The organism is Streptomyces sp. PSU-S4-23, from assembly GCF_055632315.1.
This window is the reverse complement of the sequence record NZ_JBVMUU010000002.1, coordinates 896,472-914,266: the sequence shown is the minus strand read 5'-3', so window position 1 is coordinate 914,266 and position 17,795 is coordinate 896,472. Positions and strand designations below refer to the sequence as shown.

The window sequence follows — 17,795 nt, the reverse complement described above, 5'->3', positions numbered from 1 at the left end:
CCTCTTGAGGGGAATCAGACCGACGAGGCGGGCCACCGGGCTCGGCTCTGTTGGGGCGCTCGTCACGGCGACGCTGATAGCCGGGGCCGTGGCGGCACCGTCGGCCACCGCCGACACGCGCCACGGCCAGGACCGGGAGGGCCGCGGTACGGCGATCGCCGCGGCAAGGGCCGCCGAGGCCGGCATCGACTGGCAGGACTGCCCGGCCGACTGGGGGCTCGTGAAGCCCATCCAGTGCGGCTGGGTCACGGTTCCGCTCGACTACGCCCACCCGAACGGCAGGCAGATCAGGCTCGCCGTCGACCGCATCGGGAACACCGGCACCAAGGAGGAGCGCCAGGGCGCCCTCGTCTACAATCCGGGCGGCCCCGGCGGGTCGGGTCTGTTCTTCCCGCGCCGGGTCACCACCAAGAACGCCGTCTGGGCCAACGTGGCGAAGGCGTACGACTTCGTCGGCTTCGACCCGCGCGGCGTCGGCCACTCGGCGCCCATCTCCTGCGCCGATCCGCAGGAGTTCGTGAAGGCGCCCAAGGCGGACCCGGTCCCCGACTCCGAGGCGGACAAGCTCGCCCAGCGGGGGCTCGCCCGGGAGTACGCGCAGGGATGCCTCGAACGCACCGGCCGCGCGATGCTGCAGCAGATGACCACGCCCAACACCGCCCGCGACCTGGACGTCATCCGTGCCGCGCTCGGGGAGAAGAAGATCAACTACCTGGGCGTCTCGTACGGTACGTACCTCGGCGCCGTCTACGGCACCCTCTTCCCGGGCCACATCCGCCGGATGATCGTCGACAGCGTGGTCAACCCCTCGCGGGAGAAGATCTGGTACCAGGCCAACCTCGACCAGGACGTCGCCTTCGAGGGCCGCTGGAAGGACTGGGAGGACTGGGTCGCGGCCAACGACGCCGCCTTCCACCTGGGCACCACGCGGGCCGCCGTGCAGGCGAAGTGGCTGGACCTGCGCGCCACGGCGAAGAAGGACCCCATCGGCGGCGTCGTCGGACCGGCCGAGCTGCTCTCCTTCTTCCAGAGCGCCCCGTACTACGACTCCGCCTGGGTGCGGGTCGCGACCGTCTTCAGCAAGTACGTCGCCGGCGACACCCAGGCGCTCGTCGACGCGGCCGCGCCCGACCTGTCGGACACGGCCGGCAACATCGCCTCGGAGAACGGCAACGCCGTCTACACGGCCGTCGAGTGCACCGACGCCAAGTGGCCCACCAGCTGGCGGAAGTGGGACCGGGACAACACCCGGCTGAACAAGGACTACCCGTTCCTGACGTGGGCGAACGCCTGGATGAACCTGCCGTGCGCCACCTGGCCGGTCAAGCAGCTGACCCCGCTGAACGTGAAGACCGGCAAGGGCCTGCCGACCGTCCTGATCGTGCAGTCCACGCGTGACGCCGCGACACCGTTCGGGGGCGCGGTCGAACTGCACGAGCGCTTCAAGGGCTCCCGCCTGATCATCGAGAAGGACGCGGGGTCCCACGGTGTGACCGGTCTGGTCAACCCGTGCATCAACAGCCGGGTGGACACCTACCTGCTCACCGGCGGGACGGACGCCTCCGATGTGACGTGCGCGCCGCACGCCACGCCGAAGCCGTAGTCCCGCACACGCGCGAGGGGGGCGGCCGGAACCCGGCCGCCCCCCTCGCCGTCCCCCGTCAGCTCAGCGGCATCCGCGGGAACCTGCGGCTCTTCGCCGCCTTCCCCGTCCTCCCCTTCTTCTCCGCGGCCTCCTCGGCCTCCTCGGCCTTCACGACCGCCGCGTACCGGTCGACGTACTCCTGCTCGGACAGGGACAGGATGGCGTACATGATCTCGTCGGTGACGGCGCGCAGAATGGCCTTCTCGTTCTCCATCCCGGCGTAGCGGGAGAAATCGAGGGGCTTGCCGAAGCGGATCACCACGGGGCGGAAGCTGGGGATGACCTTGCCCGGCGGCTGCGCCTCGAAGGTGCCGATCATGGCGCAGGGGACGACGGGGACCTGGGCCCTGAGAGCCATCACCGCGACGCCGACCTTGCCCTTGTACAGGCGGCCGTCGTGGGAGCGGGTGCCTTCCGGGTAGATGCCCAGCAACTCGCCCCTGCGCAGCACGCGGAGCCCCTCGCGGATCGCGGCCTGCCCGGCGTCCTTGCCGGAGCGGTCCACCGGGATCTGCCCGATGCTGCGGAAGAACGCGGCGGTGAGACGGCCCTTGATGCCCGGGCCCGTGAAGTACTCCGCCTTCGCGAGGAAGGTGATGCGCCGTCTGAGGATCGCGGGCATCAGGAAGTGGTCGGAGAAGGAGAGGTGGTTGCCCGCGACGATGGCCGGTCCTGACGACGGCACATGGTCGAGGCCCTCGATCCGCGGCCGGAAGGCCAGACGCAACAGCGGTCCGAGAATGACGTATTTGAGCAGGTAGTAGAACAAGAGGTCGCTCCTCAGGCGGCGGATCGCCTCAACCGCCGTGTTCCGGCAGCTCAACCGGCAGGGGGGTGAGCTGCCAGTCTAGAGTCGGCCGCAGGCCGCCGGAACCGGTCCTGCCGGGATCCCGTCGGCCGGGCCGTGCGGCGCGCTGGGGAGCGTGCGAGTCACAGAAGGTCCTCGTCGGAATCCTCCGGGTAGGAGTACTCGTGGTCCGACGGGCGGCTGCGCTGCTGCTGCCGCTCCTCCTGCAGGTGCCGGCGCTGCTGCTGGCGTTCCTCCTGCCGGTGCTGGCGTTCCTGACGTGCCTGCTCCTGAGCGCCGAGGGTTTCCTCGGTCATGTCCTCGACATAGCCCGAGTCGTCCGCGTACGGGTCGCGTTCCCGGTCGGTCATGGCGGCTCACTCCTCGATGAGGCGAGGTGGACACAGCTCCGCCCCTGATCAGCGTGGCACGAGTCGCGCCCTGGTGCACATCGGTGTCCTGGTGCGCATCGGTGGTCCTCAGCCGGCGCGGGAAGAGCGGGCAGGAGGGTCCTTCACCGCGGTCACGGCGGTCGCCAGCTCCTGTCGCACGAGTCCGGGCGGGGCGTCGCCGTTGACGGCCTCCACCAGGTTCTCGGCGACGTGGTGCAGTTTCGTGTTGGTCCGCTGGGAGACGGTGACCAGCACGTTCCAGGCGTCCTGGGCGCTGAGGGCGAACGACGCCATCAGGACCCCGCGGGCCAGGTCGATCACCGGCCGGGTCTGCATGGCCCGCCTGAGCTGGACCAGTTCGATGTGCAGGGCCCGGTCCGTGTCGCCGGGCCGCTCGTCCTCCTCCGGGGAGTCCTGGTGCTGCCGGGGGTGCCTGTCGTGGCCGTTCACAGCGGTCCCGGGGAGCGTGGGCGGCGGGCCGAACAGGGACCGCGTGCCGGTCAGTGAGAGCAGCCTCTCCACGGAGGGACCGGCCGCGCGCAGGGTGAGGGTCTTGGCGTCCTCCAGGGCCCGGCGGCGCACACCGAGCAGGACGTTGAGGCCCGAGCAGTCACAGAAGTCCACCCGGCCGAGATCGATGTCGACACCGCTCACCGAGCGGCGCAGGGCGTCGCCGAGGGCGTCCTGCAACGCCTCCTCCGTGTCGATGTCCAGCTCGCCCGACACCAGGACGATCACCCGGTCCCCCTCACGGCGAGCCTCCACCGTCAGCCAGGACCTCCCGGGGTGCTCCGGCGGGTGGGTGCCCGCCCCGCCCACGGCCTCGTCCCGGCTTCCCGGCTCGGGAAGCGGGCGCTTCACCATCACAGCCTCCCGAGCTCGTCCCGTCGCGCGCCCCCCGATGCAAGGCTCAGTCAGGCATGGTCACATGTCAAGCGATGCATGAATCAGCTTTCGTCTTTTTGTATTCGTGAACCAGAGGGCCTACTCTCGACCCATGGGTGGAGTGCTTGAGCCGCACAACGGCTGGACGTTTCTCACCAATCACGCGCGCGTGCTGGCGTCCATCGCCGACGACCGGGGCACCCGCATCCGTGACATCGCGGCCCGCTGCCGGCTGACGGAGCGCGCGGTCCAGAAGATCATTTCCGATCTGGAGCAGGAGGGCTACCTCATCCGCATGCGCGAGGGGCGTACCAACACCTACCGCATCCAGCCGGACACACCCCTGCGCCACCCGGCGGAGGCGAGCCTGAGCGTCTCCGAGCTCCTCGCCCTCCTGGCCAGCCACGACGCCCGGCGCGGCAGCCGGCAGCAGCGTCCGTGACCGCCCGCACGCCCCCGTGCCGCGTGGGGGTGGGCTTCAAGCGCGTGCACCGGGTACTCGCAGGTACCCGGCCACCGAGAGGAGCCCGAAGTGAGCACCGCAACCGGCAGCAAGATCGTTGTCACGGGCGCCACCGGCAACGTGGGCACCAGCCTGGTGCGCCTGCTCGCCGATGACCCGGACGTCCGCAGCGTCCGGGGCCTGGCGCGCCGGATTCCCGACCTCGGCCCGGCCCGCGTGGAGTGGTCGGAGGCCGACCTCGCGTCGGAGGAGACCGACCTGGTGCGGGAGTTCCAGGGCGCCGACGCGGTGGTACACCTGGCCTGGGCCTTCCAGCCGACGCACGATCCGGTCACGACCTGGCGCACCAATGTCCTCGGCGGCATCCGGGTCTTCGAGGCCGTCGCCGCGGCGAAGGTGCCGGCGCTGGTGCACGCCTCGTCCGTCGGAGCGTACTCCCCCGGACCCAAGGACCACGCCGTGGACGAGTCCTGGCCGACGCACGGCTGGCCGGACGCCGCCTACACGCGCGAGAAGGCGTACCTGGAGCGGGCGCTCGACGTCTTCGAGCACGAGCACCCCGGCGTCCGGGTCGTACGGATGCGGCCCGCCTTCCTCTTCAAGCGCGAGTCGGCGAGCGAACAACGACGCATCTTCGCGGGACGGTTCCTGCCCGGACCGCTGATCCGCCCCGAACTGCTGCCGTTCCTGCCGGACATTCCGGGACTGCGGGTCCAGGCCCTGCACACCGACGACGCCGCCCACGCCTACCGGCTCGCGGCGCAGGGCAGGGCCAGGGGCGCGTTCAACCTGGCCGCCGAGCCGCCCCTCGACGCGGCCGTGCTGGGTGAACTGCTCGGCGCCCGCCCCGTACGACTGCCCCGCACCGCCGCCCGGTCGGCGATCGCCGCGGCGTGGGGGCTGCGGCTGCTTCCCGCGTCACCGCACCTCTTCGACGCCGTCCTGCGGCTGCCGCTGATGGACTGCGCCCGCGCGCACACCGAACTGGGCTGGCGGCCGGAGCACACGGCGGTCGAGGCTGTGCAGGAGTTCCTGCACGGAGTGCGGGAAGGCGCCGGTGCCGCGACGGCACCCCTGCAGGGGCGCAAGATCGGCTGAGCCGCGGTGCGGCCGTACCGCCCGTGCCGTGCGAACGGTACGGATCCCGGAACCCTGACACAGCCGAGGAAGGCGGTCACGATCCATGGCCCTCACAGCGCGCAACGGCACGCCCGGACCCGCCGGCCGGCCGGGAGCCGCGGTCGACGTGGCCGGGCTGGAGGCGGCGCTGCGCGACGCGGTCGACGCGGAGGTCCGCTTCGACGCGGGCAGCAGAGGGGCGTACGCCACGGACGGATCCAACTACCGCCAGGTCCCGATCGGAGTCGTCGTCCCGCGCGGCGTCGAGGCCGGCGCCCGGACGGTCGAGGTGTGCGCGCGGTTCGGCGCCCCCGTCCTGTCCCGGGGCGGAGGGACCAGCCTCGCCGGCCAGGCGACCAACACCGCGGTGATCATCGACTGGACCAAGTACTGCCATGCGCTCGTGTCCGTCGACCCCGACGCACGCACCTGCGTCGTGGAACCGGGGCTGGTGCTGGACGAGCTCGACCGCCGGCTGTCCGACCACCGCCTCCAGTTCGGGCCCAGACCGTCGACGCACAGCCACTGCGCGCTGGGCGGCATGATCGGCAACAACTCCTGCGGGGCCTCCGCGCAGGCCTACGGCAAGACCGTGGACAACGTACGCCGTCTCGAAGTCCTCACCTATGACGGCACCCGCATGTGGGTGGGCCCCACCTCCAGGGCCGAGCGGGCGCAGATCGCCGCCGACGGCGGCCGCAGGGCCGCGATCTACGACGGCCTCGACCGCATCGTCGGCGAGTACCTGGAGGATGTGCGGCGCGGCTATCCGAAGATCCCGCGCCGTGTCTCCGGCTACAACCTGGACTCACTGCTGCCGGAGAACGGCTTCGACGTGGCCAAGGCGCTGGTCGGCAGCGAGAGCACCCTCGTGACCGTGCTGCGCGCCGAACTCGACCTCGTTCCCGTGCCGCCCCGCCAGTCGCTGCTGGTGCTCGGATACGCCGACATCTGCGCGGCCGCCGACGAGGTCCCCGCCGTCCTGGAGCACTGCTCGCCCAGCCAGTTGGAGGCCCTGGACGGGCGGATGGCGCAGCTGATGCGCGAGGAGCACGCCCACCTCGACTCCCTCAGGTCCCTTCCCGAAGGCGACAGCTGGCTGCTGGTGCAGTTCAGCGGCGAGACGCAGGACGATGTCGACGAGCAGGCCCACGCGCTGCTGCGCGCGATGGGCCGCGACGAGAAGGAGCCCACGGTGGCCTTCTCCGACGATCCGCGGCGCGAGGAGGAGATGCTCAAAGCCCGCGAGGCGGGCCTCGGCGTGACCGCGCGGCCCCCGGACGAGCGTGAGACCTGGGAGGGCTGGGAGGACTCGGCCGTGCCGCCCGACCGCCTGGGCGGCTATCTGCGGGACCTGATGGGGCTGTTCGGCGACTTCGGATACGACCATCCCTCGCTGTACGGCCACTTCGGACAGGGCTGTGTGCACACCCGCATCCCGTTCGGACTGAAGACCGCCGACGGCGTGGCCGACTTCCGCCGGTTCCTGGAGCGCGCCGCCGACCTCGTGGCGTCGTACGGCGGATCCCTGTCGGGGGAGCACGGAGACGGGCAGGCACGGGGCGAACTGCTGCGCCGCATGTTCGGGGACCGCCTTGTGACCGCCTTCGGCGAACTCAAGGCCCTCTTCGACCCGGACGACCGGATGAACCCGGGCAAGGTCGTCGATCCGAACCCGGTCGACGGGCAACTGCGGCTGGGCTCCGGCTGGCGGCCCGCCACGGGCCCGACGCACTTCGGCTACCCGGAGGACGACCACTCCTTCACCCGGGCCGTGATGCGCTGCGTCGGGATCGGCAACTGCCGCAGCCACCACGGGGGCGTGATGTGCCCGTCCTACCGGGTCACCAAGGAGGAGGAGCACTCCACACGCGGCCGGGCGCGACTGCTGTTCGAGATGCTCGACGGCCACCCGGACTCGGCGGTCACCGACGGCTGGCGCTCGACCGAGGTCCGCGACGCCCTGGACCTCTGCCTGGCGTGCAAGGGCTGCAGGTCGGACTGCCCCACCGGCGTGGACATGGCCACGTACAAGGCCGAGTTCCTCGCCCACCACTACGCCGGCCGGCCGCGGCCGGCCGCCCACTACTCGCTGGGCTGGCTGCCGGTGTGGGCCCTCCTCTCCCGCATCGCCCCGCCCGTGGTCAACAGCGTGCTGCGGGCACCCGGGCTGGCCGCGGCCGGCAAACGGCTGGCGGGCGTGGACGGCGCCCGCGAGGCTCCGGTGTTCGCGCACGAGTCCTTCCTGCAGTGGTGGCGGGCCCGCGGCACCGAGGAGCCCGACCCCGGCGACGCGCGCGCGGTGGTGCTGTGGCCCGACACCTTCAGCACCTACTTCCACCCCTCGATCGCGAGGTCCGCCGTCCGGGTCCTGGAGGACGCCGGCTTCCGCGTCGCCGTACCGGACAAGCCCGTGTGCTGCGGACTGACCTGGATCTCCACCGGGCAGCCGGCCGTGGCCGAGAAGGTGCTCCGGCGCACGCTCGACGTGCTGCGCCCGTGGACGCAGGCGGGCACCCCCGTCGTGGGCCTCGAACCGTCCTGCACCGCCGTGTTCCGGGCGGACGCGCCGGAACTGATGCCAGCCGACCAGGACGTGCGGCGCCTGGCCGGGCAGTTCCGCACCTTCGCGGAGCACCTCGTCCACCATGCGCCCGGGGACTGGCGGCCGCCCGCCCTGACGCGGCAGGCGACCGTGCAGACCCACTGCCACCAGCACGCGGTCATGCGCTTCGACGCCGACCGCGAACTGATGCGCCGCGCCCGCATCGACGCCGACGTCCTCGACGAGGGCTGCTGCGGACTCGCCGGGAACTTCGGGTTCGAACGCGGCCACCACCAGCTGTCCATGGCCGTCGCGGAACAGGGTGTGCTGCCCGCCGTGCGCGCGGCCGCGCCCTCCGGCCTGCTCCTGGCGGACGGCTTCAGCTGCCGCACCCAGATCGAACAGGGCGGCACCGGCCGACGGGCCCTGCACCTGGCCGAGGCACTGGCCCTGGGCCTGGACGGACCCCTGCCGGCCGACCTGCCGGAACGCCTGGCACTGCGCCCCGAGGCACCCTCACGGTTGAACACCTGGACGGCCACCGCCGTCGCCACCGCCCTGGGGGCCCTTCCCGCCGCGGCACTCGGCCGCGGCGCGGCCCGCCGCCTGCGGCGCCCCTGACCGCCCTTCTCACCGATCCGGGGGGCGTCCGGCAGCGGATGGGGTCTCCTCCCCGGAACCGGAACCGGAGCCGGGCCTCGCCATGACAGCCGTTCCCACCGCGGTGCTCGGCCCCGGCATCCGGCGGCGGGCGGCTCCGCTGACCGCGCTCGCCGCCGCGCCGGGCACGCGGGCCGGAGCCGGAGCCGGGCCTCGCCATGACGGCCGTTCCCACCGCGGTGCTCGGCCCCGCCGGATGCCGGGGCCGGGCGGGCGCCGTGACCGGTTGTGGGGCGCCGCCGCCGGCCCCGCGCCCGCCGGACCGTGCGGTGCGCAGGCCCGGCCGGGCTGCTCGCAGCAGCGTGGCGGGGCACCCGGGGGCGGCCGTCGGGCGCGCCCCCGGGCGTCGTTCACGCCGCCAGCACCTTCTCCAGCGCCGCCAGCGCCGACCCCAGCTCCTCGTCCGTGATCGTCAGCGGCGGCGCCAGGCGGATCGTCGAGCCGTGGGTGTCCTTGACCAGGACCCCCTCCCGCATCAGGCGCTCGCTGATCTCGCGGCCCGTGCCGATCGCGGGATCGATGTCGACGCCCGCCCACAGTCCGCGCGAGCGGAAGCCCACGACACCCCTGCCGACCAGCGCGGCGAGTCCGTCCTCCAGCAGCACACCCGCCTCGGCCGCCCTGCGCTGGAACGCGCCCGTCTCCAGGAGACGGACGACCGCGGTGCCGACGGCCGCGGCGAGAGGGTTGCCGCCGAACGTCGACCCGTGCTCGCCCGGGTGCAGAACACCGAGGACATCGCGGCGGGCGACCACCGCGGACACCGGCACGATGCCGCCCCCGAGCGCCTTGCCGAGCAGCAGGACGTCCGGCACGACCCCCTCGTGCTCCACCGCCAGCGTCCGGCCCGTGCGGCCGAGACCCGACTGGATCTCGTCGGCGACGAACAGGCATCCGGCGCGGCGGGTGAGGTCGCGGACCCCGGTGAGATAGCCCTCGTCGGGGATGATCACGCCCGCCTCGCCCTGGATGGGCTCGATCAGCACGGCGGCGGTCGTCTCGTCGACGGCCGCCTCCAGCGCGGCCAGGTCGTTGTACGGCACGACGCGGAAGCCCGGCGTGAACGGCCCGAACCCCGAGCGCGCCGTCTCGTCGGTGGAGAAGCTGACGATCGTCGTGGTACGGCCGTGGAAGTTGCCCGCCGCCACCACGATCGTCGCCCGGTCGGCCGGAACGCCCTTGACCTCGTAGGCCCACTTCCGGGCCACCTTGACGGCGCTCTCCACCGCCTCCGCACCCGTGTTCATGGGCAGCACCATGTCCAGGCCGGTCAGCGCGGCCAGCGCCTCCGCGAACTCCGCCAGCCGGTCGTTGTGGAAGGCGCGGGAGGTGAGGGTCAGCCGGTCCAGCTGACGGTGGGCGGCCTCGATCAGCACCGGGTTGCGGTGCCCGAAGTTGAGCGCGGAGTACCCGGCGAGCATGTCGAGGTAGCGACGGCCCTCGACGTCCTCCACCCACGCGCCCTCGGCGCGGGCGACGACCACGGGCAGCGGGTGGTAGTTGTGCGCGAGGACCGGTTCCTCGGCTCGGATCATCTCGTCGGACGAACGCGTACGGACGGGAGCGGTCATGAACGGATCTCCTGGGTGCAGCACTTGATGCCTCCGCCGGCCTTGTGGAACTCGGAGAGGTCGACGGGGACGGGAACGTATCCGCGGCGTACGAGCTGGTCGGCGAGGGCGGTGGCCCCCGGCGCGATGAAGACGTGCCGGCCGTCCGACACGGAGTTCAGGCCGAAGGCCAGGGCGTCCTCACGGGTGGCGAGCACGGCGTCCGGGTACAGCCGGGCCAGCACCTCGCGGCTGCCCGGCGAGAACGCCTCCGGGTAGTACGCGATGGTGTCGTCGTCGAGGACGAACAGCGCCGTGTCGAGGTGGTAGAAGTACGGGTCCACCAGATGGAGGCTGATCACCGGGACGCCGAAGAACTCCTGCACCTCGCGGTGCGCCTCCCGCGTCGTACGGAATCCGGTGCCGGCCAGGACGTACCGTCCCGCCGGGACCAGATCGCCCTCGCCCTCGCACACCGATTCGGGCCGGTAGACGTGGAAGCCCGCCGCCTTGAACCAGGTGTCGTAGGCGGTGGACTCGGGGCGGCGCTGCGGTGCGTGGAACTGCGCGCCGAAGACCCGGCCCTCCAGGACGAGCGCGGAGTTCGCCGCGAAGACCATGTCCGGGAGTCCGGCCACCGGCTCCACGCTCTCCACCGTGTGGCCGTGGGCACGGTACGCGCCGATCAGCGCCTGCCACTGTGCGTGGGCGAGATCGACGTCGACCTGTGTGTCGGGGTGCATCCAGGGATTGATCGCGTACTGCACGGCGAAGTGTCTGGGTTCGCAGACGAGAAAGCGCCGGGGGCGCGGTACACGGCTTTCGGGCACAGAAAGGCTCCTCCGCTTCCTGCGGGGTCGAAAAGGGGGTGCCACCACGGTAGGAAGGGACCCGGACGGGCGACAAGCGACAAAAGTTGCGCATGTACGCAGGATTGCTGCGTCGTGGACCAGCTCAACGCACGTCTGATGCGCGCCCCGGCGTGTCCGCCGGCGCGGGCTGGCTGGCGCCCGCCTCCGGGCTGTCCGGGAGGAGATGGGACAGCACCATGTAGCTGATCGTCTTCCGGATGAACGGCTCGGTGCGGATGCGCTCCAGCACCTCCTCGAAGTGCTCCACATCCGTCGCCCGCACATGCAGCAGCGCGTCCGCACCGCCGGTCACCGTCATCGCCGCGGTGATCTCCGGATGGTTGCGCACGACCTCCGCCAGCCGCCGGGGCGGCGCCGCACCCTCGCAGTACACCTCGACGTACGCCTCCGTGCGCCATCCCAGCGCCGACGGCTTCACCGTGGCCGTGAACCCGGTGATCACACCCGTCTCGCGCAGCCGGTCCACGCGCCGCTTGACCGCGGTCGCGGACAGGCCGATCGTCGCGCCGATCTCCGCGAAACTGCTGCGGGCATTCGCCGTGAGCGCGGTGATGATCTTCCGGTCGAGCTCGTCGAACATGGCTGGCCTGCTGTTCATGCGGGCACTGTATCCAGCGATAACGTCTCGGCTCCGGACATGTCCAGAGGTGCGGAATCCTCCTACACTCCACCTTCATGCTGCGCGCCCTCGCCGTCGACGACGAACGCCCCTCGCTCGGGGAACTCCTCTATCTGCTCAACGCCGACCCGCGGATCAGCAGCGTGGAGGGCGCGAGCGACGCGACCGAGGCCCTGCGCCGCATCAACCGCGCGCTGGAGTCCGGCCCCGACGGCCCCGACACCATCGACGTCGTCTTCCTCGACATCCACATGCCCGGACTCGACGGGCTGGAGATGGCCCGGCTGCTGACCGGCTTCTCCCGGCCGCCGCTCGTCGTCTTCGTCACCGCCCACGAGGGGTTCGCCGTGCAGGCCTTCGACCTCAAGGCGGTCGACTACGTCCTCAAGCCCGTGCGCCACGAGCGGCTCGCGGAGGCGGTGCGCCGCGTCGCCCTGCTGCGGGAGACCACAACGCCGATCCCCGTGCACGAGCCCGATCCCGACCACATATCCGTGGAACTCGGCGGCGTGATGCGCTTCGTCCCCGTCGAGGAGATCACCCACGTCGAGGCGCAGGGCGACTACGCCCGCCTGCACACCGCCCACGGCAGCCACCTCGTACGGATCCCGCTGTCCACCCTGGAGGAGCGCTGGCGCTCGCGCGGGTTCGTCCGCATCCACCGCCGCCACCTCGTCGCCCTGCACCACATCGACGAGCTGCGCCTGGACGCGGGCACGGTGAGCGTCCTCATCGACTCCGTCGAACTCCAGGTCAGCCGCCGGCACGCCCGCGAACTGCGGGACCTGCTGATGCGCCGGACGACGGGACAGTGAGGCGGGCATGGCACAGGAACCCACGGAACGCCGTGTCGTCGTCACCGGACCGCCCCGGCACACCCGCCGCGCCTTCGGCTACTACCGCCCGCAGACCGAGATCGACGAACAGACCACGCTCGGGCACACCTATGTGCGCTCGCTCATGCGCAGCCAGCTCCGCGCGGCCCTGCTGGTGTTCACCGTCCTCGTGCTCCTGGTCGGGCCGCTGCCCCTGGTGTTCCTCACCATCCGCAACCACGGCCTGGAGTGGATCGTCCTCGGCTTCTGCCTCTATCCGCCGCTGGTGCTGCTGGCCGCCTGGTACGTGCGCCGTGCCGAACGCAACGAGAAGGACTTCGTCCGTCTCGTCGAAGACCGCTGAGGACCGCCCGTGAACCAGAACTACTCCGTCCCCGCGGTCGCCCTCGTCGTCCTGGCGACCGTCCTCGTCGGCGCCTTCGGGCTGCGCATCTCCCGCACCACCTCCGACTTCTACGTCGCCTCCCGCACCGTCGGCCCCCGCCTCAACGCGGCCGCGATCAGCGGCGAGTACCTCTCCGCCGCCTCGTTCCTCGGCATCGCCGGCCTGGTCCTCGTCCAGGGCCCCGACATGCTGTGGTACCCGGTCGGCTACACCGCCGGCTATCTCGTGCTGCTCCTGTTCGTCGCCGCCCCGCTGCGCCGCTCCGGCGCGTACACCCTGCCCGACTTCGCCGAGGCCCGGCTCGCCTCGCAGCAGGTACGACGGCTCGCCGGGGCCTTCGTCGTCGGGATCGGCTGGCTGTACCTGCTGCCCCAGTTGCAGGGCGCCGGGCTCACCCTGGCCGTGCTGACCGGTGCCCCCGACTCGGTCGGCGGGATCATCGTCGCCGTCGTCGTGGTCGCGACCGTCGCCGCGGGCGGCATGCGCAGCATCACCTTCGTGCAGGCGTTCCAGTACTGGCTCAAACTCACCGCCCTGCTGGTCCCGGCCCTCTTCCTGCTGCTGGCCTGGCAGGGCGACGGATCGCCGCGCGGCGCGTTCGCCGAACCGGCGACCTTCCGCGACCACCGCGTCGTACGGATCGACGACGGCCTCGACCTCAGACTCGACGGTCCGCTCGACATCACGGCGACGGGCACGATCGACGGCCGGGACTACACGGGGCAGCGCGTGGCCCTGACCAGCGGGGTCCATCGCGTCGAACGCGGCACCCTGCTGACCTTCGCCGGGGGCGACCCCGTCCCCGCCGTCGAGCGCGGCAGCGCCGCCGGCATGTCGTCCTCACTGGAGTCCGGCCGGGAGGAACGCCCGCTGTACGCCACGTACGGACTGATCCTGGCCACCTTCCTGGGCACGATGGGCCTGCCGCACGTCGTCGTCCGCTTCTACACCAGCCCGCACGGCGTCGCCGCGCGCCGTACCACCGTCGCGGTGCTCGGCCTGATCGGCGCCTTCTACCTGCTGCCTCCCGTCTACGGGGCGCTGGGCCGGCTGTACGCCCCCGAACTCACCCTGTCGGGCGACGCCGACGCCGCCGTCCTGCTGCTGCCCGACCGCGTGATCGGCGGGCTCGGCGCGGACCTGCTCGGGGCGCTGGTCGCGGGCGGGGCCTTCGCCGCGTTCCTGTCCACCGCGTCCGGGCTGACCGTGGCGGTGGCCGGGGTGCTCACCCAGGACGTGCTGCCGTCGCGGGGCGTGCGGCACTTCCGGCTCGGCACCGTGCTGTCGATGGTGGTGCCCCTCACGGCCAGCGTGCTGGTGGGCGGGCTGCCGGTGGCCGACGCGGTGGGGCTCGCGTTCGCGGTGTCCGCCTCGTCGTTCTGCCCACTGCTCGTGCTGGGCATCTGGTGGCGGCGGCTGACCCCGCCCGGCGCGGCGGCCGGGATGCTGCTGGGGGGCGGGTCGGCGTTCGCCGCGGTGACGGCGACCATGGCGGGCTGTCCGGGCACCGGCTTCCTGCACGCCCTGCTCGCCTGGCCCGCCCTCTGGTCGGTGCCGCTCGGATTCCTGACCATGCTGCTGGTGTCCCTCGCCACACCCGGGCGGGTGCCGGCCGGCACTGCGGCGATCCTGGCGCGCTTCCATCTGCCGGAGGAACTGCGGGCGGAGGTGAAGGCGTGAGCGGCTTCATCGCGGGACTGTGCGTGGCCGTACTGCCGCTGCTGACCCTCGGGTTCTGGCTCGGGCGGCGCACCGCGCGCCCCGAGAACCTCGGTGGGCTCGGCACCCCCGTCGAGCACGCCACCTTCCAGACCCTGCACACCGCGTCCCTGGCCGCGCCGCCGCTGCGGGCCGGGCTCACCGAGGAGACGGCCCGCAAGTCCGCGCGCCGGCTGCGGACCCTGCTCGGCACCGACGCGCTCTGCCTCACCGACCGGCACACCGTGCTGGCCTGGGACGGAGTGGGCGAGCACCACCGCGACGAGGTGCTGGAACGGCTCAGCGGGCCGCTGGAGAGCGGCCGCGGCGAGGCGTTCCGCCTCCGGTGCGACGTCCCCGACTGCCCGCTGCGCTGGGCCGTCGTCGCCCCGCTCACCGTCGACGACCGGGTGCACGGGGCGCTCGTGGCCTGCGCGCCCCGCGAGTCCGCCGTCCTCGTCCGGGCCGCCGGCGAGGTCGCCCGCTGGGTCTCCGTACAGCTGGAACTGGTGGACCTCGACCAGTCCCGCACCCGGCTCATCGAGGCCGAGATCAAGGCACTGCGCGCCCAGATCTCCCCCCACTTCATCTTCAACTCGCTCGCCGTGATCGCCTCGTTCGTGCGCACCGACCCGGAACGGGCCCGGGAACTCCTCCTGGAGTTCGCGGACTTCACCCGGTACTCGTTCCGCCGGCACGGCGACTTCACCACGCTCGCCGACGAACTCCACGCCATCGACCAGTACCTGGCGCTCGTGCGGGCCCGCTTCGGCGAACGGCTCTCGGTCACCCTGCAGATCGCGCCCGAGGTGCTGCCCGTGGCCCTGCCGTACCTGTGCCTGCAGCCCCTCGTCGAGAACGCCGTCAAGCACGGGCTGGAGGGCACCACCGACAAACGGCACATCAGCATCATCGCGCGGGACGCGGGCGCCGAGGCCAAGGTCGTCATCGAGGACGACGGCGCGGGCATGGACCCCGAGCAACTGCGCCGCATCCTCGCCGGGGAGACCAGCCTGTCGGGCGGCATCGGGCTGTCCAACGTGGACGACCGGCTGCGCCAGGTCTACGGCGACGACCACGGGCTCGTCATCGAGACCGCGGTGGGAGCGGGCATGAAGATCACCGCCCGGCTGCCGAAGTACCAGCCCGGGGTGCACTCGGCGGGACGGCTGCCCCGGGAGTGAGCGTCATGTGTTGCGCGAGGCCACCATGCCGAGAGTGATCAGGCCGAGGACGACCCAGCCGAACCACAGCCAGCCGTTGCTGCCGAGCGCCACCGTGTAGGCCGTCACGACGACGAGCCCGGCCACGGTGATCACCCCCATCGTCTTCGTGGAACCGGGCATCGCGACACCCTCCTCATGGATCGTCCTTCCCCATGGTGCCCCCGTTCTGCTTGCGCACGGTGCACACGACCAGACGAGTTCCGGACATCCAGGCGCTCCTGCCCGTCCAGGAGGCGGCCTCGTAACGGCTCGGGCCGTAGCCGTGGTCCTTCGGCGGCACGTCCCGCGCGCACGCCGCGTCCGACAGGCCCTTCGCCGCGGCGAGGGTGGTGCCGGGGGCCAGCCGGGTGAAGCCGAGCACCCGCTGATCGTGCGTCCCGGCGCACGGCACCAGCCGGGCGACCCGCAGCGACGGTGCGTCGAGGCAGTCCCCCTTCTGCATGGCGGCGGTGTCGGTGAACTGCATCCCGGGCCTGCGGTACTCCCCGAGCGGCCCGTACACCGGGCCGTGCGCGCCCAGCACCAGGCACGCGGTGCGGCGCCCGGCCGCCGGGAAGCCCGCCCGGGACGGGACCACCGCGTAGGCGCGGACGTCCGCGAGCTTCGCCCGCAGCCCCCGTGTGCGCCGCGCGCACTCCGCGGGTCCCTGCCGGCGGGCCTCGTCGGCGGACGCGCTGCCGACGACCGCCATGACCTGCCCGTCCGGGGCCTTCTCGGCACACGTCGGATCCACGGTCAGCCGCGGTACCCCCTGGAAGGGGGCCCCGGGCCAGTCGGCGACGACGCACTCCCCGGCCTGCAGGGGGCGGGCGAGGCCGACGGCGTCTCCGTACGGTGCCGGCGTCCCGCCCTGCGGCCGGTGCGCCACGGCATACCAGACCCCGCCCAGAGCCAGGAGCAGGCCGAGCGAGCAGGCGGCGACGGCGCGCGGGACGTGCGACCCGCGCGGCCGCGGTCGGCCGCGGGCCGGGGGCGGGCCGAAGCCCGGGCCGGCCGGGCCGCCGGGGGGACCCTCGCCGTAGGCCGGCGCGGAGGCGACCGCGGGCCCGGGGCGGGCCCAGCCGGGAGGCGTGGAAACCTCGCCGGCCGGTGCCCGGCCCGGGCCGCCGTGCCCGGCGGCGGGGTCCGGGCCGTCCGCGGGACGCGGGCGCGACGTCTCGGTCGTCGCGTCGTACCGCTCCCGCGGTGGCCGTGATCCCGGCTCCGGCCGGGACCGCGGACGCGGCCGCGGGGTGACGACGGCCGCCAGGGCGGCCCCGGCGTCCTCCGCCGTGATCCGCAGGACCGGGTCCTTGACCAGCATCGAGGCCAGCAGCGGCACCAGGCTCCCGGCCCGCGCCGGGGGCCGCGGCTCCTCCAGCACCACCGCGGTCACCTCGGCGAGATGGGTGTCCCGTTCGAAGGGCCCGCATCCCTCCACCGCGAAGTACAGCGTGCAGCCCAGCGAGAACAGGTCGGCGGCCGCGGTCGGCGGCCCGCCGGTCGCGCGCTCCGGTGCCAGATACCCGGGCGTGCCGATCAGGGCGGACGCCAGCGTGTACCGGGTCTCGCCGGTGTCCGGCTGCACTGCGATGCCGTAGTCGGTGAGCAGGACGCGCGCGTCCGGCACCCCGGCGCGGTCCGGCGCCAGCAGGATGTTCGCCGGCTTCACATCGCGGTGCATGATGCCCCGCTCGTGCCCGGCGGTGAGCGCGTCCAGCACGGCGAGCCCGACCCGGGCGGACTCGGCGGGGGCGAGGGGACCGCGCCGGTGGACCAGCTCGCGCAGGTCGAGCGCGCCCGCCACGTATTCCATGACGATCCAGGGCAGGCCCTCGTGCTCCAGCACGTCGTGCACGGTCACCACGTGCGGGTGGCCGCGCAGCCCGGCCGCGTGCCGGGCCTCGGCCCGGGCGCGGGCGACCCGGGCGGCCCGCTGCTCGGACGCCTCGGCCGGATCGCGGAACACGATCTCCTTGAGGGCGACGTCGCAGGCCAGCCGCTGGTCATGGGCGAGCCAGACATGGCCCATGGCGCCGCTGCCGAGCCGGCTGCGCAGGAGGTAGCGTCCGGCGATGATCCGGCCGACTCCCGACTGCGGTGATCCTGATGCCATCCGGTCGCTCCCGGTCCG

The 17,795-nt window shown here is 72.8% G+C and carries 16 protein-coding genes; 8 read left to right on the top strand and 8 right to left on the bottom strand.

Features of this window, described 5'->3' with window-relative positions; translation table 11 throughout:
- The first annotated feature begins 4 nt into the window (after positions 1-4).
- Complete coding sequence (locus tag ACZ79I_RS04930; RefSeq protein WP_471494413.1) at positions 5-1,603, top strand: alpha/beta hydrolase; 1,599 nt, start codon at positions 5-7, stop codon at positions 1,601-1,603.
- A gap of 58 nt (positions 1,604-1,661) precedes the next feature.
- Here ACZ79I_RS04930 and ACZ79I_RS04925 read toward each other — a convergent pair whose 3' ends face one another.
- The 3 genes from ACZ79I_RS04925 to ACZ79I_RS04915 form a co-directional block, all read right to left on the bottom strand.
- Complete coding sequence (locus ACZ79I_RS04925) at positions 1,662-2,414, bottom strand: lysophospholipid acyltransferase family protein (RefSeq protein WP_471494411.1); 753 nt, start codon at positions 2,412-2,414, stop codon at positions 1,662-1,664.
- 161 nt (positions 2,415-2,575) lie between these two features.
- The gene (locus ACZ79I_RS04920) at positions 2,576-2,803 is read right to left on the bottom strand and encodes a hypothetical protein (RefSeq protein WP_471494409.1); all 228 of its coding nucleotides are present in this window, start codon (positions 2,801-2,803) and stop codon (positions 2,576-2,578) included.
- A gap of 108 nt (positions 2,804-2,911) precedes the next feature.
- Positions 2,912-3,688, bottom strand: a complete 777-nt coding sequence (locus tag ACZ79I_RS04915; protein ID WP_471494407.1) for an anti-sigma factor antagonist — start codon at positions 3,686-3,688, stop codon at positions 2,912-2,914.
- 133 nt (positions 3,689-3,821) lie between these two features.
- Here ACZ79I_RS04915 and ACZ79I_RS04910 point away from each other — a divergent pair, with 133 nt between their 5' ends.
- The 3 genes from ACZ79I_RS04910 to ACZ79I_RS04900 all read left to right on the top strand — a co-directional run bounded on the left by ACZ79I_RS04910 (position 3,822) and on the right by ACZ79I_RS04900 (position 8,457).
- The gene (locus ACZ79I_RS04910) at positions 3,822-4,151 is read left to right on the top strand and encodes a helix-turn-helix transcriptional regulator (protein WP_471494405.1); all 330 of its coding nucleotides are present in this window, start codon (positions 3,822-3,824) and stop codon (positions 4,149-4,151) included.
- A gap of 90 nt (positions 4,152-4,241) precedes the next feature.
- Positions 4,242-5,270 (top strand): SDR family oxidoreductase, encoded by a 1,029-nt coding sequence (locus tag ACZ79I_RS04905; RefSeq protein ID WP_471494403.1) that lies wholly within the window; start codon positions 4,242-4,244, stop codon positions 5,268-5,270.
- Between the two features lie 85 nt (positions 5,271-5,355).
- Positions 5,356-8,457, top strand: a complete 3,102-nt coding sequence (locus ACZ79I_RS04900; RefSeq protein WP_471494401.1) for an FAD-binding and (Fe-S)-binding domain-containing protein — start codon at positions 5,356-5,358, stop codon at positions 8,455-8,457.
- A 389-nt stretch (positions 8,458-8,846) separates the two neighbouring features.
- Here ACZ79I_RS04900 and rocD read toward each other — a convergent pair whose 3' ends face one another.
- The 3 genes from rocD to ACZ79I_RS04885 form a co-directional block, all read right to left on the bottom strand.
- Positions 8,847-10,067: an ornithine--oxo-acid transaminase gene (gene rocD, locus ACZ79I_RS04895; protein ID WP_471494399.1), complete on the bottom strand. Its 1,221-nt coding sequence runs from the start codon at positions 10,065-10,067 to the stop codon at positions 8,847-8,849.
- Complete coding sequence (gene ddaH, locus ACZ79I_RS04890) at positions 10,064-10,876, bottom strand: dimethylargininase (protein ID WP_471494398.1); 813 nt, start codon at positions 10,874-10,876, stop codon at positions 10,064-10,066. Before ddaH ends, rocD begins: the two co-directional genes overlap by 4 nt.
- Before the next feature lie 124 nt (positions 10,877-11,000).
- Positions 11,001-11,516, bottom strand: a complete 516-nt coding sequence (locus ACZ79I_RS04885) for an Lrp/AsnC family transcriptional regulator (RefSeq protein WP_381083763.1) — start codon at positions 11,514-11,516, stop codon at positions 11,001-11,003.
- 77 nt (positions 11,517-11,593) lie between these two features.
- Here ACZ79I_RS04885 and ACZ79I_RS04880 point away from each other — a divergent pair, with 77 nt between their 5' ends.
- From ACZ79I_RS04880 to ACZ79I_RS04865, 4 genes are read left to right on the top strand one after another with little or no spacing between them, the layout of a single operon-like run.
- Complete coding sequence (locus tag ACZ79I_RS04880; RefSeq protein ID WP_471494396.1) at positions 11,594-12,352, top strand: LytR/AlgR family response regulator transcription factor; 759 nt, start codon at positions 11,594-11,596, stop codon at positions 12,350-12,352.
- 7 nt (positions 12,353-12,359) lie between these two features.
- On the top strand, positions 12,360-12,716 hold the full coding sequence (locus ACZ79I_RS04875) for a hypothetical protein (RefSeq protein ID WP_471494394.1): 357 nt from the start codon (positions 12,360-12,362) through the stop codon (positions 12,714-12,716).
- 9 nt (positions 12,717-12,725) lie between these two features.
- Positions 12,726-14,438 (top strand): sodium/solute symporter, encoded by a 1,713-nt coding sequence (locus tag ACZ79I_RS04870; protein ID WP_471494392.1) that lies wholly within the window; start codon positions 12,726-12,728, stop codon positions 14,436-14,438.
- Positions 14,435-15,640, top strand: a complete 1,206-nt coding sequence (locus ACZ79I_RS04865) for a sensor histidine kinase (protein WP_471494390.1) — start codon at positions 14,435-14,437, stop codon at positions 15,638-15,640. The genes ACZ79I_RS04870 and ACZ79I_RS04865 overlap by 4 nt, the downstream gene beginning before the upstream one ends.
- A gap of 3 nt (positions 15,641-15,643) precedes the next feature.
- Here ACZ79I_RS04865 and ACZ79I_RS04860 read toward each other — a convergent pair whose 3' ends face one another.
- Together ACZ79I_RS04860 and ACZ79I_RS04855 are read right to left on the bottom strand one after the other, a co-directional pair.
- Complete coding sequence (locus tag ACZ79I_RS04860) at positions 15,644-15,802, bottom strand: hypothetical protein (protein ID WP_471494388.1); 159 nt, start codon at positions 15,800-15,802, stop codon at positions 15,644-15,646.
- Between the two features lie 13 nt (positions 15,803-15,815).
- Positions 15,816-17,777 (bottom strand): serine/threonine-protein kinase, encoded by a 1,962-nt coding sequence (locus ACZ79I_RS04855; RefSeq protein ID WP_471494386.1) that lies wholly within the window; start codon positions 17,775-17,777, stop codon positions 15,816-15,818.
- Positions 17,778-17,795 lie beyond the last annotated feature (18 nt).

Coding starts and splice junctions, on each gene's coding strand:
- ACZ79I_RS04920 (WP_471494409.1), bottom strand. CDS start 2,803: ATGACCGACCGGGAACGCGACCCGTACGCGGACGACTCGGGCTATGTC.
- ACZ79I_RS04915 (WP_471494407.1), bottom strand. CDS start 3,688: ATGGTGAAGCGCCCGCTTCCCGAGCCGGGAAGCCGGGACGAGGCCGTG.
- ACZ79I_RS04910 (WP_471494405.1), top strand. CDS start 3,822: ATGGGTGGAGTGCTTGAGCCGCACAACGGCTGGACGTTTCTCACCAAT.
- ACZ79I_RS04900 (WP_471494401.1), top strand. CDS start 5,356: ATGGCCCTCACAGCGCGCAACGGCACGCCCGGACCCGCCGGCCGGCCG.
- rocD (WP_471494399.1), bottom strand. CDS start 10,067: ATGACCGCTCCCGTCCGTACGCGTTCGTCCGACGAGATGATCCGAGCC.
- ACZ79I_RS04885 (WP_381083763.1), bottom strand. CDS start 11,516: ATGAACAGCAGGCCAGCCATGTTCGACGAGCTCGACCGGAAGATCATC.
- ACZ79I_RS04880 (WP_471494396.1), top strand. CDS start 11,594: ATGCTGCGCGCCCTCGCCGTCGACGACGAACGCCCCTCGCTCGGGGAA.
- ACZ79I_RS04875 (WP_471494394.1), top strand. CDS start 12,360: ATGGCACAGGAACCCACGGAACGCCGTGTCGTCGTCACCGGACCGCCC.
- ACZ79I_RS04860 (WP_471494388.1), bottom strand. CDS start 15,802: ATGCCCGGTTCCACGAAGACGATGGGGGTGATCACCGTGGCCGGGCTC.
- ACZ79I_RS04855 (WP_471494386.1), bottom strand. CDS start 17,777: ATGGCATCAGGATCACCGCAGTCGGGAGTCGGCCGGATCATCGCCGGA.